Annotated in this window: 13 protein-coding genes; 5 read left to right on the top strand and 8 right to left on the bottom strand. The window is 62.2% G+C overall.

The features are described from left to right. The first annotated feature begins 28 nt into the window (after positions 1–28). From cobG to M5B97_RS18775, 5 genes are all read left to right on the top strand, one after another. Positions 29–1375: a precorrin-3B synthase gene (gene cobG / locus M5B97_RS18755; RefSeq protein ID WP_248732292.1), complete on the top strand. Its 1347-nt coding sequence runs from the start codon at positions 29–31 to the stop codon at positions 1373–1375. Beyond that, positions 1368–1994: a precorrin-8X methylmutase gene (locus tag M5B97_RS18760; protein ID WP_123716057.1), complete on the top strand. Its 627-nt coding sequence runs from the start codon at positions 1368–1370 to the stop codon at positions 1992–1994. Before cobG ends, M5B97_RS18760 begins: the two co-directional genes overlap by 8 nt. Further along, positions 1994–2725, top strand: a complete 732-nt coding sequence (locus M5B97_RS18765; protein WP_123716056.1) for a precorrin-2 C(20)-methyltransferase — start codon at positions 1994–1996, stop codon at positions 2723–2725. The genes M5B97_RS18760 and M5B97_RS18765 overlap by 1 nt, the downstream gene beginning before the upstream one ends. Beyond that, the gene (cobJ, locus tag M5B97_RS18770; protein WP_248732293.1) at positions 2725–4362 is read left to right on the top strand and encodes a precorrin-3B C(17)-methyltransferase; all 1638 of its coding nucleotides are present in this window, start codon (positions 2725–2727) and stop codon (positions 4360–4362) included. The genes M5B97_RS18765 and cobJ overlap by 1 nt, the downstream gene beginning before the upstream one ends. A gap of 236 nt (positions 4363–4598) precedes the next feature. Beyond that, entirely contained in the window at positions 4599–5378 is a 780-nt protein-coding gene (locus tag M5B97_RS18775) for a hypothetical protein (protein ID WP_248732294.1), read from the top strand. Here the strand turns inward: M5B97_RS18775 and M5B97_RS18780 are convergent. From M5B97_RS18780 to prmA, 8 genes are all read right to left on the bottom strand, one after another. Further along, on the bottom strand, positions 5375–5971 hold the full coding sequence (locus M5B97_RS18780; protein WP_060755028.1) for a MarC family protein: 597 nt from the start codon (positions 5969–5971) through the stop codon (positions 5375–5377). The two genes, M5B97_RS18775 and M5B97_RS18780, sit on opposite strands and share 4 nt — an antisense overlap. A gap of 163 nt (positions 5972–6134) precedes the next feature. Beyond that, a complete protein-coding gene (locus M5B97_RS18785; RefSeq protein ID WP_248732295.1) occupies positions 6135–8906 on the bottom strand; it encodes a hybrid sensor histidine kinase/response regulator in 2772 nt (923 codons plus the stop codon). 115 nt (positions 8907–9021) lie between these two features. After that, the gene (gene purD / locus M5B97_RS18790; protein WP_248732296.1) at positions 9022–10314 is read right to left on the bottom strand and encodes a phosphoribosylamine--glycine ligase; all 1293 of its coding nucleotides are present in this window, start codon (positions 10312–10314) and stop codon (positions 9022–9024) included. 170 nt (positions 10315–10484) lie between these two features. After that, entirely contained in the window at positions 10485–12092 is a 1608-nt protein-coding gene (gene purH, locus M5B97_RS18795) for a bifunctional phosphoribosylaminoimidazolecarboxamide formyltransferase/IMP cyclohydrolase (protein ID WP_123716052.1), read from the bottom strand. An 82-nt stretch (positions 12093–12174) separates the two neighbouring features. Continuing rightward, complete coding sequence (fis, locus tag M5B97_RS18800; RefSeq protein WP_002555375.1) at positions 12175–12495, bottom strand: DNA-binding transcriptional regulator Fis; 321 nt, start codon at positions 12493–12495, stop codon at positions 12175–12177. Beyond that, on the bottom strand, positions 12492–13505 hold the full coding sequence (gene dusB / locus M5B97_RS18805; protein ID WP_248732297.1) for a tRNA dihydrouridine synthase DusB: 1014 nt from the start codon (positions 13503–13505) through the stop codon (positions 12492–12494). The genes fis and dusB overlap by 4 nt, the downstream gene beginning before the upstream one ends. A 185-nt stretch (positions 13506–13690) precedes the next feature. Then, positions 13691–14920: a DUF3426 domain-containing protein gene (locus tag M5B97_RS18810; protein ID WP_248732298.1), complete on the bottom strand. Its 1230-nt coding sequence runs from the start codon at positions 14918–14920 to the stop codon at positions 13691–13693. A gap of 30 nt (positions 14921–14950) precedes the next feature. Continuing rightward, entirely contained in the window at positions 14951–15829 is an 879-nt protein-coding gene (gene prmA, locus M5B97_RS18815) for a 50S ribosomal protein L11 methyltransferase (protein WP_134660954.1), read from the bottom strand. Positions 15830–15931: the final 102 nt, after the last annotated feature.

Below are 15931 nucleotides of genomic sequence, written 5' to 3' on the forward strand. Positions count from 1 at the left end.
TGAACGACATCCGACGGGCAGGCTTTTCATGCCGCCGGACAAAGCAGGCATAATACCGCGCCTTTACCCGTCAACCGGTAGCCCCGTGAACCCAACGCCCGCTGTGAATACCTTGCGCCCCTCGGCTTGTCCGGGGTTGCTGCGTATTGTCCAGGCGTTGGATGGCGGCATTTGCCGGGTCAAATTGGCGGGTGGTTCGATAACGGCCGCCCAGGCCAGGGCCGTGGCGGACGCAGCCCTGGCCCATGCCGGTGGGGTGATCGAGGCGACCAACCGCGCCAACCTGCAGATTCGCGGGATCGGTGCCGAACAGGATGCCTTGATCGCGAAGCTGCTGGCTGCCGGCCTTGGCCCCAGTAACGCCAGTGGCGATGACGTGCGCAATTTGATGCTCAGCCCCAGCGCCGGTATCGACCCGCAGATGCTGTTCGACACTCGCCCTTTGGCCGATGAGATCCTCGCCACTTTGCAAACCCATCCGCGCTTCCATGAGCTGTCGGCCAAGTTCGCGCTGCAATTGGATGGTGGCGAAGCCCTGGCGATGCTCGAACATCACCACGACCTCTGGCTGTCGGCGTTCGTACGCGATGGCCAGACGCTCCTCGCGTTCGGCCTGGCCGGTTGCCCGGGGCTGGATGCGCCGTTGGCCGCCGTCCCGCTGGAGCAGGGGCATGCCCTGGTGGTGGCTGTCCTGGAAGCGTTCCTCGATCTGGCGAGCCCTGCGCAAACCCGTATGCGCCATCTGCCTGTGGATAACGTGCTGGGTCATCTCAACCTGCCCCTGCTGCCCATCGATGGCTTCAAGCGTTCGCCCAGCGGTGCGTCGCTGCCTATCGGAACTTATCCACAGGCGCAAAAGAATCAGTTTTATGTCGCCGCCCTCGCACCTCTGGGACGCCTGGATGCGACGATGCTCGAGGGCGCCGCACAACTGGCCAGCGACCTGGGAGATGGCACCTTGCGTTTCACGCCCTGGCAAGGCGTGCTGCTGCCCAACGTCGAAAAACCTCACGCCGTGACCCAACGCCTGGCGCAATTGGGCTTTCTCTGTTCAGTCGACCAACCGTTGGCGCACATGATTGCCTGCACCGGCTCCAGCGGTTGCGGCAAAGCCCTGGCCGACACCAAGGCCGACGCCGTGCAACTGGCCGCGTTGTACCCCGGTCATGACGTGCATCTGTCCGGCTGCCCCCGTTCCTGCGCCGCCGCGCACACCGCGCCGGTCACCATGCTGGCCGTAAGCCCAGGCCGCTACGACGTCTATTTTCGTGACCCAGCCCAGCCCGGTTTCGGTCGACTGCACGCGCACAACCTTTCCATTGAAGCGACGGGCGCTTTGTTACGCGCCCGCCCACGGAGCAACACCGATGATTGATTACATCCGCGACGGTCAGGAGATCTATCGCAACTCCTTTGCCATTATTCGCGCGGAAGCCAGGTTGGACCGTATTCCGGCCGACCTGGAAAAACTCGCGGTGCGCGTGATTCATGCATGCGGCATGGTCGAGGCCATCGACGGCCTGCAGTATTCCGAAGGGGCGGGCAAGGCCGGGCGCGATGCGTTGGCCGCTGGCGCGCCGATTCTGTGCGATGCGCGGATGGTCTCCGAAGGCGTGACTCGAGCGCGCCTGCCGGCCAATAACGAAGTGATCTGCACCCTGCGTGACGACAGCGTGCCGGCGTTGGCGCAGGCGTTGGGCAACACCCGTTCCGCCGCCGCCCTGGAGCTGTGGCGCCCGCACCTGGAAGGTAGCGTGGTGGTGATCGGCAATGCGCCGACCGCCTTGTTCTACTTGCTGGAAATGCTCGACGCCGGAGCGCCGAAACCGGCATTGATCCTGGGGTTTCCGGTGGGGTTTGTGGGGGCCGCCGAATCCAAGGCCATGCTCGCTGCCGATAGCCGTGGCGTGCCCTTTGTGATCATGCAGGGTCGCCTGGGCGGCAGTGCGATGGCCGCCGCTGCGGTCAACGCCTTGGCCACGGAGATCGAATAATGCAGGCTCGCGGACGTTTGATCGGCCTGGGCGTCGGCCCCGGCGACCCGGAACTCATTACCGTCAAGGCCCTGCGCCTGCTGCGCGAATCGCCGGTGGTGGCGTACTTCGTGGCCAAGGGCAAGAAGGGCAACGCCTTCGGCATCATCGAAGACCACCTGGTGCCGCAGCAGACCCTGATGCCGCTGGTGTACCCGGTGACCACCGAGGTGCTGCCGGCACCGATGTCATACGAACAGGTCATCAGCGATTTCTACGACACGGCCAGTGTCGACGTCGCTGCGCACTTGGATGCCGGCCGCGATGTGGCGGTGATCTGCGAAGGCGACCCGTTCTTCTATGGCTCCTACATGTACCTGCACGACCGCTTGGCCGAACGCTATGAAGCCCAAGTCATCCCGGGTGTGTGTTCGATGCTCGGCGGTGCTTCGGTGCTCGGCGCGCCGTTGGTGTACCGCAACCAGAGCTTGTCGGTGCTTTCGGGCGTGTTGCCCCACGACGACCTCAAACGCCGCCTGGCGGATGCCGATGCGGCAGTGATCATGAAGCTGGGGCGCAACTTTCCCAAGGTGCGCCAGGTGCTGGAAGAGCTCGGCCTGGCCGGGCGTGCGTTATACGTGGAGCGCGCGACCATGGCCAACCAGAAGATCGTGCCGCTGGATCAGGTTGATCCTGCTTCGTCGCCGTACTTCTCGCTGATCATCGTACCCGGTGAACGGTGGCAAGGTTGATGAGCCCGGCGATTGTCATCCTCGGCCAGGGTAGCCTGACCACTGCGCGCAGGATCCAGCAGGTTTACCCCGGCGCTGTGATCCACGGCCTGGCCGCTCGTGTCGAAGGGGCAGACCAGGTCTACAGTGAGTTCGGCGCGACCCTGCGCCAACTCTATCAACAAGGCACGCCGCTGATTGCGCTGTGCGCCGCTGGCATTGTGATCCGTACCCTGGCGCCGCTGCTGCTGGAAAAAGGCGAAGAGCCTGCCGTGCTGGCTGTTGCTGAAGACGGTAGCGCCGTGGTGCCGTTGCTCGGCGGGCTGGGCGGTGTGAATGTCATGGCGCGGGAAATCGCCGCGGCGCTGGGCGTGGCCGCTGCGATCACGACCAGCGGCGAGCTGCGTTTCGGCACCTGCCTGCTCAACCCGCCCAAGGGTTATGAGTTGGCTGATCTGGAACTGGGCAAGCGATTTGTTTCGGACCTGCTGGCCGGCGAAAGCGTACGTATCGAAGGTGCGGCGCCGTGGTTGGACCTGGCCAATCTGCCCCAGGACCCACAGGCCCGCCTGTCGATTCATGTGGGCAGTGCCGAGCGCAACCCGGCGCGCCATGAATTGCTGATTTATCCGAAGAACGTGAGCGTGACTTGCACCCCAGGCGTGCAATTGGCCGAGCGTGTGCGCACGGCATTGCATGAAGCGGGCATTGCCGTGCAATCCCTGGCGTGCCTGCTGGCCAGCGAGATGCACATGGCCGACGCGTCGTTGCAGGAAGCGGCGTTGGAGCTGGGCGTGCCGTTGCGTTTCGTCAGCGTCAGCCGGGAGGCCGATATCGTCATTGATGTTGCCGAGCAACCGTTGGACCTGTCGCAAGTCGGCCGTGCCCGTGGCCGCCTTGCCGTGATCGGCCTTGGCCCGGGTGCAGCGGAATTGATGGTGCCGGCGGTCAAGGCTGAGCTGGCACGTTGCACCGACGTGCTGGGTTACGAAACCTACGTGCGCATGGCTGGCCCGTTTCGTGACGATCAGGTGCAGCACTGCACCGATAACCGCGAAGAAATGCAGCGCGCGCGCCATGCCTTCGAACTGGCGGCTCAAGGTCGCTCGGTGGTGGTGGTTTCGTCCGGTGACCCTGGCGTGTTCGCCATGGCCGCCGCGGTGATCGAAGCCTTGCACGAGTCCAGCGACCCGGCGTGGCATCAGGTCGACCTGGAAATCCTGCCGGGCGTCTCGGCGTCGCTCGCCACCGCGGCCCAGGCGGGCGCGCCGTTGGGCCATGATTTCTGCGTGATGTCATTGTCGGACAACCTCAAGCCGTGGTCGATCATCGAAAAACGCCTGGACCTCGCGTCCCAGGCCGATCTGGCGTTGGCGTTCTACAACCCGATTTCCCGTTCGCGCCCTTGGCAGCTGGGGCGTGCGCTTGAAATCGTTGCCGTGCACCGCACGCCTGAAACACCGGTGGTGCTGGGCCGCGATATCGGTCGCCCCGGGCAGACCCTGCGTGTCACCACGTTGGGGCAACTGACCCCGGAGCAGGTGGACATGCGCACCATGGTGTTGATCGGCTCCTCCACCACCTGCACATTCCCCCGTGCCGGTGGCGGTACATGGGTGTACACACCACGCTGGTACGGCGAAAAACCCGCCTCCTGAAAACGGCTCGCCGGTTGCCGGAAAGCTCCGAATGACCCAGGGATTTTCCTGGCGTCGTTCGGAGCTTTTTCTTTTTTTGGCGACGAAACCCGGACGCTTGCCGGGCACGCGGCGTTATTGCTGGGCAGTGCGGTTCGACGTGCAGGGGCAAGGGATTTTTATCGTCTGGAAAGCCCATCGGCCAGTGCACTAGGGTGGACATAAGCCCCGAGTCGGGGTGTTTGTGGAGAATCAAAATGGAGCGACATCACAGAGGGATCAGCAGTACAAAAAGGCGCAAGTTGATTGCGGCCTACAAACTGCCGGGCGCACCAGGCAAGCAGGCGGCGTTACCGCCAGACACCGAGGACGATTTCAATGCGGCCGTGGTAAACAACGGCGTCATCTCGTTTGCCGAAGGCCTGTCCGGCTTGAACAGGGAGTACGTGCGTAAAAGCTATTTGCTGGCCAGCAGCTACGTCAGCGATGTGTTGAAAGTGCACCGCGGTACCGAGGCCTGGTACGACGAATTCATCAAGGTGATGGTCAGCCTGGGGTGGTTGCCGGTACGCAGCAGCTTCGAGCGGGTTTCTCGTTCGGGGAAGGGCCTGACCGTGCAATTGGCGGCGCTGAACATGATTGCCGCCATGCTGGCGTCGAGCTCCTTGGCCGGGCCGCTGCTCACAGCGCTGCCGAAACTGGCGGCCGATGCATTGGAAGCGTTGAAGCAGACGCCTGCGTCGTTCGAGTTGTTCAAACGCAACAGCTCTGTGCACCAGGGCGGTGATTTTGGCCTGGCATCCTGTGCCGAGACCGAGGGAGGATTGATGATGGTGCTGGTGACCTACAGCACCCACGGCGTGAGCAAACAGGTGGGGTTGCCATTCCTGGAGTGGGACAGTTCTTCGTTCGAGGCCTTCAGCGGGCAGACATGCCTGGTACTGAACACTACTGTGGTCAACGAAAAGACCCTTCAGCTGATGCGCGAGAGTGCGGGAGACAAGGTGCAGCTGGCTATCGCCAAGTACCGGATCTAAGGCACCAGATAGCCACGCACGCCAGTGAAGATGATTTGCGCGGCCAGCGCGCAGACGAACAACCCCATCAGCCGGCTGACAATCTGTAAGCCCTGGTCGCCAAGAATGCGTTCGATACGGTTGGACAAATACAGCACCACGCCCACCGTGAGGCTGGCCAGGGCGATGCTGAGGATGGCCATGATCTTGTCATCCCAATGGGGTTGGCTCACGCCCATGACCAGCAGGGCGCCGATGGTGCCGGGGCCGACCGTGAGGGGAATGGTCAGCGGCACGATGGTCACGTCCTGCTGCACATTGTCGGCTTGCACTGCCGATTTGCCCTGGGCCATGCCCAGGGCGGAAATGAACAGCACGCTGCCGGCGCCAATGCGGAAAGCATCCACAGTGATACCGAACACACTGAAAATCACCCGGCCGAACAGGTAGAGCAGCACGCTGGATACCAGTGTCGCCAGGGCGACTTTCCACGCCAGGCGACGACGCTCCTTGCTGGAATAACCACGGGTAAGGCTGATAAAACAGGACAGCACGAAGAACGGGCTGTAGAGCACGAGCATTTTCAGGTAGACGCTGAATAACACGTGGAGCATGTGCGTGGCTCGCGGTGAGGGGAAGTGCGTGCAGTCTATCAGGCGATACCTACCAAATGTGGAAGGGGGCTTGCGCCCGATAACGCTGTGCCGGCCAACGTGTCTGTCGTTGAACCGCCGTCATCGGGGCCAGCCCCCTCTCCTATGTCGATGGTATTTCAAGTCAGGAAGGGGCGTGCTCCGGGCGCTGCTGCCGCTGCGCCACCCAATACTCCACCAGCTCACGCAACTGCGACAACTCCACCGGCTTGGCCATATGCCCATCCATCCCGGCCAGGCGTGCACGTTCTTTATGTTCCGACAGAATGTGCGCCGTCAGCGCCACTACTGGTGTGCGAATGCGCTGGTGGCTGACTTCCCACGCGCGCAGTTGCTGGGTCGCCGAAAACCCATCGAGGATCGGCATTTCACAGTCCATCAATACCAAGTCATAACGCTGGGCTTTCATTGCCTCCAGCGCTTCTTCGCCGTTGCTGGCGGTGTCCGGGTTGAGGTTGAGTTTGCCGAGCATGCCGCGGATCACTTTGGTGGAGATGCTGTTGTCTTCAGCCACCAGGATGCGGAAGTCCGCAGGTACGGTGATGGCTGCCGGGGCATTGAGCACAGGGCGTGGCGGGACGTTGCCTTTGCTGCGCTGTGTCAGTTCGTCGGCCAGGGTGGTCTTGAGCGTGTACCCGGCGACGGGCTTGGCGAGAATGCGCTTGATCCCGCTGTTGCGCGCAATGATCTTGCTCGGCGCATTGCTGATGCCGGTCAGCATGATCAACAGGATGTCGTGGTTCAGGCTCGGGTCTTCCTTGATCTTGGCCGCCAACTGCATGCCGGTCATGCCAGGCATGTTCTGGTCCAGCAGCACCACATCGAAGTAATCGCGCAGGTGCGCCTTGGTGCGCAACAGGGCCAGGGCCTCTTTGCCGGAGGGCGCGGCACTCACGTTCAGGCCCCAGGCCGAGCATTGCTGCACCAGCACTTTGCGGCAGGTGTCGTTGTCGTCCACCACCAGCACCCGTGCGCCCTTGAGCGGGCCATCGAGGTCGGAGGTCGGGTGTTCCAGGCGTTCCGGGTCCAGCGGCAGGGTCAACCACAGGGTACTGCCCTGCTGGCTGCTGCTCTTGATGCCGAACTCGCCGTTCATCAGCAGAATCAGTTGGCGGGCGATGACCAGGCCCAAATGACCACTTAAACGGGTGGCCGAGAGGAAGTTCTTGCTGTGCAGTTCACTGTGCAGCAGGGCATCGCGTTCGACGGCTTCCATGGGCACGCCGCTGTCTTGCACGGCAATGCGCAGGCGCGGCTTGGGGCTGCGCTCGTCCAGGGCGACGACGATCAGCACTTCGCCTTCGTCGGTTTTTTGCAGGGCGTTTTCCAGCAGGCTCAACAGCGCCTGGCGCAGCCGTGTCGGGTCGCCACTGATCACTCGTGGCACTTGGGGCTGGATAAAACTGATCAGTTCGACGTTTTGCTGCTCGGCCTTGGCACGGAAGATACTCAGGCAGTCTTCGATCAGTGCATTGAGGTCGAACTGCACGTCATCCAGCTCGATCTGCCCGGACTCCAGTTTGGAGATATCGAGGATCTCGTTGATCAGCGTGAGCAGTTCATTGCCGGCGCTGTGGATGGTCTGCACATAGTCCCGTTGCTTGACCGACAACGGCGTACCCAGCAGCAGTTCGGTCATGCCCAGCACACCGTTCATGGGCGTACGGATTTCATGGCTGATCTTCGCCAGGAACTCGGCCTTGGCCGCGATCTCGGCGTTGCTGGCGGCCAGGTCACGGCTGAGGCTGAAGCGGGTTTCAACAATCGCGCGCTGACGTTCGCCCAGGGCCAGGCTCATCAATAGGCCACTAAGGCAGATAAAGCTCAACAGGGTGACGATCAAACCCTGGGGCGCCACCAGTGTCAGGCCGAGCAGGGCGGGCAGGATGATCAGCGTGCCCAGGTTGAACACCACCATGGCCGCCACGAACAAGCGTGCCGGACGATAGCCTTTCTGCCAGTGGTAGGCCGAGATGAACAGCATGCTCAAACCGGCCAGCGCGACCAGGGCATAGGTGATGATGTTCAGCGGCAAGGTGTTGACGAACAAAAGCAGCAGGCCGCACAACACGATGAACAAGATATCCGCCATCAGCAGCTTGTTCAGCGGATGCGGGCCCAGTGGCATGAAGAAACGGTAGGCAAACATCAATCCGCAGGGGGCGGTCAGCAACAGCGCGAGGTAGGCGCCCGGGGTCTGGATCGCATGCCAGTTCGGTAGCCAGGGCCCGACCAGGTTGAGCAACAGCAGCAGGCTGAGCATCAACAGGAATTCGCAGGCGGCAAGCCATAGGCTGCTGCGCGAGCGGTGGTAGGCGAAGCGCGTGAGGTTGTGCAGGATCAGCATCAGGAGGACGCCGAACAGCAGCCCGTAGATCAGTGTCTGGTTCTGGTTGGCCGCCGCCAGCACGGCCGGCTCCAGGGTGATATACGGGCGCAGTTCATGTTCCGATACCAGGCGCAGGTAGACATCGAGGGGCTTCTGGCTCTGGGGCATCGGCAGCATGAAATCGCTGCTGGGCAGTGGCCGTTCCACCTGGGGTTGGCGGGTGCCGGTGGTCTGTTGTTCCACCAGCGTGTCGCCGTCCAGCACATAGAGGCTCAGATGGGCCAGGTCCGGGGCGAATACCCGCAGCACTTGTTCGTGTTTGCCGGGTTGCAGCTTGAAGCGCACCCACAACGCGCCGTCCGGTTCCGCAGCGGTAATCCGGTCCAGTTCGATGGGGCTGAATTGATTGGTATAGCGGGCGGAGCGGATGTCGCTCAGTTGCAGGTCGGCCTGTTCATCAAGCAATACTGCCCAACCACTGCCTTGCGCCGCGGCCTGGGCCGGGAACAAGCAGAGCAGTGTCAGCAGGCTGACTGTGAAACCTATGGCGATCCTGAGCCAGCGCACGGCGAAATCCCTTCGTAGGTTGATGCACGGGTTAACTATGCGCGGGGCGACATGGGTAGGGCAAGGGCCGAAGGCCCTTACCTAACCGAACGGATAGCTACTGGATTATAGCGGCTCAGTTGTTCTCGCCACGCTCACGGGCAATGGCGCGGTAGCCGATGTCCTTGCGGTAGAAACAGCCTTTCCAATCGATTTTCGCGGCCAGTTTGTACGCTTGTTGTTGCGCAGCGTCGACACTGGCACCCATTGCTGTGGCGCACAGCACACGGCCACCGGCTGTCACGACTTTACCATCCTTGAGCGCGGTGCCCGCGTGGAACACTTTGCCTTTCAGCGTAGCCGCCGCGTCCAGGCCCTCAATCACATCGCCCTTGGCGTAGTCGGCAGGGTAGCCACCGGCCGCCAGCACAATGCCGACGCTCGGGCGTGGGTCCCACTGCGCTTCAATCTTGTCCAGCGCCTGCGCCAGGGCCGCTTCCACCAGCAGTACCAGGCTCGATTGCAGACGCAACATGACCGGCTGGGTTTCCGGGTCGCCAAAGCGGCAGTTGAATTCGATGACTTTCGGGTTGCCGGCTTTGTCGATCATCAGGCCGGCGTACAGGAAACCGGTGTACACGTTGCCTTCTTCGGCCATGCCGCGCACCGTCGGCCAGATTACCAGGTCCATGACGCGCTGGTGCACCTCGCTGGTGACCACCGGGGCAGGGGAGTAGGCACCCATGCCGCCGGTATTCGGGCCAGTGTCGCCGTCGCCGACGCGCTTGTGATCCTGGCTGGTAGCCATTGGCAGTACGTTCTTGCCGTCGACCATCACAATGAAGCTGGCTTCTTCGCCGTCGAGGAATTCCTCGATGACTACGCGCGAGCCAGCTTCACCAAAGGCATTGCCGGCGAGCATGTCGCGCACGGCGTCTTCGGCTTCCTGCAGGGTCATCGCAACGATCACGCCTTTACCGGCGGCCAGGCCATCGGCCTTGATCACGATAGGCGCGCCTTTTTCACGCAGGTAAGCCAGTGCCGGCTCGATCTCGGTGAAGTTCTGGTAGTCGGCGGTCGGGATCTTGTGGCGTGCCAGGAAATCCTTGGTGAACGCTTTGGAGCCTTCCAGCTGGGCTGCACCGGCGGTTGGGCCGAAGCAATCCAGGCCACGACTGCGGAACAGGTCCACGACGCCGGCAACCAGCGGCACTTCCGGGCCGACGATGGTCAGGGCAACGTTCTTTTCGGCGAAGTCGGCCAGTTGCTCGAGGGCCAGCACGTCGATGGCGACGTTTTCGCACTTGGCTTCAATCGCGGTGCCGGCATTGCCGGGGGCCACGAATACTGTCTGGACGCGTGGGTCCTGGGCAACTTTCCAGGCCAGGGCGTGTTCACGGCCGCCGCTGCCAATGATAAGGACGTTCAAGTCAGACTCCTTCGGAGGAAGTTACAAGCCGCAAGCTGCAAGTTGGAAGCGATCTTCAGCGCTCCGAACTGCAGCATCCAGCTTTGAATTAGAGAGGCTGCAAACGAGAGCAAAAGGGACACGGTCCGGCTTTTACTTGCCGCTTGCAGCTTGAAACTGGCTGCTCCACGTTAGTGACGGAAGTGGCGCATGCCGGTGAAGACCATGGCGATGCCCGCTTCATCCGCGGCGGCGATCACTTCAGCATCGCGCATCGAGCCACCCGGTTGGATCACGGCGGTCACGCCGGCTTTCGCGGCATTGTCCAGACCGTCACGGAACGGGAAGAACGCGTCGGAGGCCATCACTGAACCTGCGACCTGCAAACCGGCGTGTTCAGCCTTGATCGCGGCGATACGCGCCGAGTTCACGCGGCTCATCTGGCCGGCGCCGACACCGATGGTCTGGCGGTTCTTGGCGTAGACGATGGCGTTGGACTTGACGTATTTGGCCACTTTCCAGGCGAAGATCAGGTCGTTGATCTCGTGCTCGGTCGGGGCGCGTTGGGTCACCACTTTCAGGTCGGCGCTGCCGATCATGCCGATGTCGCGACTCTGTACCAGCAGGCCGCCGTTGACGCGCTTGTAGTCCCAGGCCGCGGCCCGCTCGGCCGACCATTCGCCGCAGGCCAGCAGGCGCACGTTGGCTTTGGCGGCGACGATGGCACGGGCCTCTTCGCTCACGCTTGGCGCGATGATCACTTCGACGAACTGACGATCGACGATTGCCTTGGCGGTCTCGGCATCCAGCTCACGGTTGAAGGCGATGATGCCGCCGAAGGCCGATTCGGTATCGGTCGCGTAGGCCAGCTCATAGGCCTGGCGAATGCCGCCTTCAGCGTCCGGGCTCACGGCCACGCCGCACGGGTTGGCGTGCTTGACGATCACGCAGGCCGGCTTGACGAAGCTCTTCACGCATTCCAGCGCGGCGTCGGTATCGGCCACGTTGTTGTAGGAAAGCTCTTTGCCTTGCAGTTGGGTCGCAGTGGCGATGCCCACTTCGGCCGGTTTGGCTTCCACGTAGAACGCCGCGCTCTGGTGCGGGTTCTCGCCGTAGCGCATTTCCTGGGCCTTGATGAACTGGCTGTTGAAGGTGCGCGGGAACTGGCTGCGGCCTTCTGTGCTCAGGGTTTCGGCTGCCTGGTTCACGGTGCCCATGTAATTGGCGATCATGCCGTCGTAGGCGGCGGTGTGTTCGAAGGCCTTGAGCATCAGGTCAAAGCGCTGGGCGTAGGTCAGGCCACCGGCTTTCAGGCTTTCCAGCACTTGGCCGTAGTCGCTGGCGTTGACCACGATGGCCACGTCTTTGTGGTTCTTGGCGGCGGAGCGCACCATGGTCGGGCCGCCGATATCGATGTTTTCGATGGCGGTCGGCAGGTCGCAGCCGGGCTTGTTGATGGTGGCTTCGAAGGGGTACAGGTTAACGGCAACCAGATCGATCGGCTTGATACCGTGCTCGCTCATGATGGCGTCATCGATACCGCGACGGCCGAGAATGCCACCGTGGATTTTCGGGTGCAGGGTCTTGACCCGACCGTCCATCATTTCTGCGAAACCGGTGTAGTCCGCGACTTCTACTGCGGCCACGCCGTTGTCCTGCAGCAGTTTGAAGGTCCCGCCCGTGGAAAGGATTTCCACGCCCAGAGCTTCCAGCTCCCGGGCAAATTCGAGGATCCCGGTCTTGTCGGAGACACTGATCAAGGCACGGCGGATCGGAAGGCGGGTAGTCTGGTCGGTCATTTCAATTTCCATCAAAAGCAAAGGAAGTCAGCAAAAAAGGCGACCGGTTTTACGCGGGCGCCTTTCTGGTTTGATTGAATGCTTACAGCAAATCGTATTGCTTGAGCTTTTTGCGCAAGGTGCCCCGGTTGAGGCCCAGCAGCTCACTGGCTTTGGTCTGGTTGCCCTTGACGTAGTTCATCACGCTCTCGAGCAAGGGCGCCTCGACTTCCGAGAGCACCAGGTTGTACACGTCCGTGACGGAAGCGCCCTCAAGGTGGGCGAAATAATTGTGCAGCGCCTTCTCGACACTCCCGCGAAGGGTCTGGCCTTCTTCGCTCGGCGTGTTGAGGTGCTGTTTCAAATTGACGTTGTCGCTCACGGGTGTCGTTCCACTCACTAAAGTCTCGGTCATCATCGTCATGCGGCCACCCCTTCTTCGTCCCCTGTCCTCAGGCTCTTTTCACGCTCGCTGAAGTACTCTCGAACGGTGGCGACCTGTGCTTGCGTATCATCCAAACGATTGAAGTGGGCGCGAAACTCCCTGGCGCCCGGCAGGGTTGCGAGATACCAGCCGACATGCTTGCGAGCAATGCGTACTCCCATCACGTCTCCATAGAAGGCGTGCAGGGCGGCCAGATGCTCTAGCAGAATACGTTCCACCTCGATCAGCTCCGGTGCCGGCAAGACCTCGCCGGTACGCAGGAAATGGTCGATCTCACGGAAAATCCACGGCCGCCCCTGGGCGGCCCGGCCAATCAACAAACCATCGGCACCGGTTGCGTGCAGCACGCGCCGGGCTTTCTCGGCTGAGTCGATATCGCCGTTGGCAAAGACCGGCATCGACACCGCCTGCTTGATCGCGGCAATGGTGTCGTACTCGGCTTCACCGGTATAAAGGTCGGCGCGGGTGCGGCCATGCACCGCCAGCGCTGTAATTCCTGCCTGTTCGGCGATCTTCGCCACCGTCAGGCCGTTCTTGTTGTCCCGGTCCCAGCCGGTGCGAATCTTCAACGTGACCGGCACATCCACTGCGGCAACAACGGCCTGCAGGATCTCGGCAACCAACGCCTCATCTTTCAACAGTGCGGAACCGGCGGCCTTGTTGCAGACCTTCTTGGCCGGGCAGCCCATGTTGATGTCGATGATCTGCGCACCCAGTTCCACATTGGCCCGGGCCGCATCCGCCAGCATCTGCGCATCACCACCGGCGATCTGTACCGAGCGGGGCTCGGGATCACCTTCGTGGATCATGCGCATCCGCGATTTGCGGGTGTTCCACAAGCTCATGTCACTGGTGACCATTTCCGAGACTACTAGACCCGCGCCCAAACGCTTGCACAACTGACGAAAGGGCTGGTCGGTGACGCCCGCCATTGGGGCGAGAATCAAGCCGTTCTGCAATGTGTATGGGCCGATGCGTACCGCCGACATAGGACTTCCCTGTTGTGGGGCCGGATCATTAGAGTTCGAAAAAGGGTTGGCATGATACCCGCTCTCGATGACTGGATAAAGGCTGAATTGGATAAAATCTGAACAGCTATTTCTTTATCGCCGTCGGTTTGGTCGGCGGCGATGCAGTCAATAATCCGTCGTCAAACCTTGGGCTGTGCAGCGTGTCACTCGGGCGAGTGAAAGCTCAGGCTGTAATTCACGGCTTTATTGCCTGGGTCAAGGATGTCCAGGGAGATATGGATCGGGGTCTGCGAGGGCATTTCGCTCACGCCGGCCAACTCGCCGTTCAGGTATTCGGCGGGCTTGAAGCGACGACTGGCGATCAGGTTGCCGTTCAAATCCGCGAAACGCAGCTCCAGTAGAGGAAACGGCTGGGAGAACGTCGCGCGGTTATAGATGATCGCATCCACCACCAGCGCTCCGGCGAATTCCGGATGGCTGCGCACCACCAGGTTGCTGCTCTTGATATGGGCAATGTCGACCCGTGATGGCACCGTGCATCCTAATTTCGGGCAAAACTGCTGGAACCAAGGGCGGTAGGCATCCTGGCGCGACAGGTCGTCGAATTGGTAGGCAATGTACTGGCCGGCGAGGCCGGCGGCGGCGATCAATACCAGCAGCAGCCAGAGCAGTCGACGGCCCCAGCCTGACGGACGTTTCTGCGTATACAGGTGCAGCGGATCATCTTCCAGGTCCTGGAGTACGTCATCGTGAACGCTTGCCTGCGACTGTGCCCGCTTGCGGCGGGGCTGCGCTGGTTCTTCGGGGGCGAGCTCATCCGCTTCGTCGCTGACTGGCGTCACCGGTGGGTCGAAAACGTCATCTTCGGGATGTGAGCTCAACGGCGGCTCATCATCCAGGTCATCGATAGCGTGCGACATGGACGGTTCGGTGCGCTGCCTGGTCGCAGGGGGTGGTGCGTCGTCAGTTGCCTGGGCGCGTTCTTCCGGCGGTTCGCTGAACAGGCTGGCGGCCCATTTTTCTTCCTCGGCCTTGGCGGTGTCGCGGCTGGCGCTGAGGGAGTCTTCTTTTTGCCGACGGTCGGCGCCGGCCTGGCGGCGCTCCGCGCTGAATGGCTGAGCATGCTGAATCTCGCGGCGTTCCAGCTTGGCCAGTTCTTCGTCCAGGTCCAGGTTGTCCAGGTCCAGCGCTTCGGCGGTCCACTGCTTCTGGCTGATGGCCCTGGGCGGCGCAGGTGCTGTCTCGACGGCTGCCGGTTGTTCAGGTTCCGGCGCAGGTGCCTGGGCGCGTTGCTCCAGCAACTGGCGGGCCGCATTGAACACTTGCAGGCACGAGCCGCAGCGAACCACGCCACGGGCCACGCTCAACTGGGCGTGGCTGACGCGAAAGCGGGCTTGGCAATGCGGGCACTGGGTGACGAAACTGTCGGTCATGCGGCCATCCGATTCAGGCAAGCGCTCATTCTAGCGCCGACGACCGCTGATGCGTACCCAGCCATCACGATTGGCGATCGGGTCCAGTTCGAAATCCTGAGCGTAAGCGGCAGCGACGTCCTCGCCTTGCTCGGCCAGGATGCCCGACAGCGCCAGGCGCCCGCCTGGCTTGACCAGGCTCGACAGTTGCGGCGCCAAGGCAACCAGCGGCCCGGCGAGGATGTTGGCCACCAGCACGTCGGCCTGCACCTGGGGCAATTGCTCCGGCAGGTAGAGTGGGAATCTGTCCTCGGCAATGTTGTTGCGCCCCGCGTTGTCGCGGGAGGCTTCCAGGGCTTGCACGTCAATGTCGGTGCCCACGGCTTCCTTGGCGCCCAGCAGCAGCGCGGCAATCGCCAGAATCCCCGAACCGCAGCCGAAGTCCAGCACGTTGCAGTCCTTGAGGTCCTGGCCGTCCAGCCATTCCAGGCACAGCGCCGTGGTGGGATGGGTGCCGGTGCCGAACGCCAGGCCCGGGTCCAGCAGCAGGTTGACTGCACCTGGCTCCGGCGCAGCGTGCCAGCTCGGCACGATCCACAGGCGCTGGCCGAAACGCATCGGCTGGAAGTTGTCCATCCAGCTGCGTTCCCAATCCTGGTCTTCGATCACTTCGCTGTGATGCTCCGGCAGCGGGCCACCGGTGAGCAGTTCCATATGCGCCAGGACGCTGGCGGCATCGGTGCCGTCTTCGAACAGGGCCAGCAGGTGGGTGTGGGACCACAGCGGCGTGGTGTTGAGTTCGGGTTCGAAGATCGGTTGGTCTTCGGCGTCCATGAAGGTGACCGAAACGGCGCCCACTTCGAGGAACGCGTCTTCATAGGTTTCGGCTTGTTCTGGGCTGATGGCGAGACGGACTTGCAGCCAAGGCATGGCGGGCACCTTTGAAAAAATGAGTGTACGACTACATGTGTCGCGAAAGCGCGCAAGTTTACGCGAGCGGCGGGCAGAAGACGACACCGCTGGTGATCTGCT

It is taken from the genome of Pseudomonas sp. MWU13-2517 (assembly GCF_023242545.1).
In the GTDB taxonomy this organism is placed as follows: domain Bacteria; phylum Pseudomonadota; class Gammaproteobacteria; order Pseudomonadales; family Pseudomonadaceae; genus Aquipseudomonas.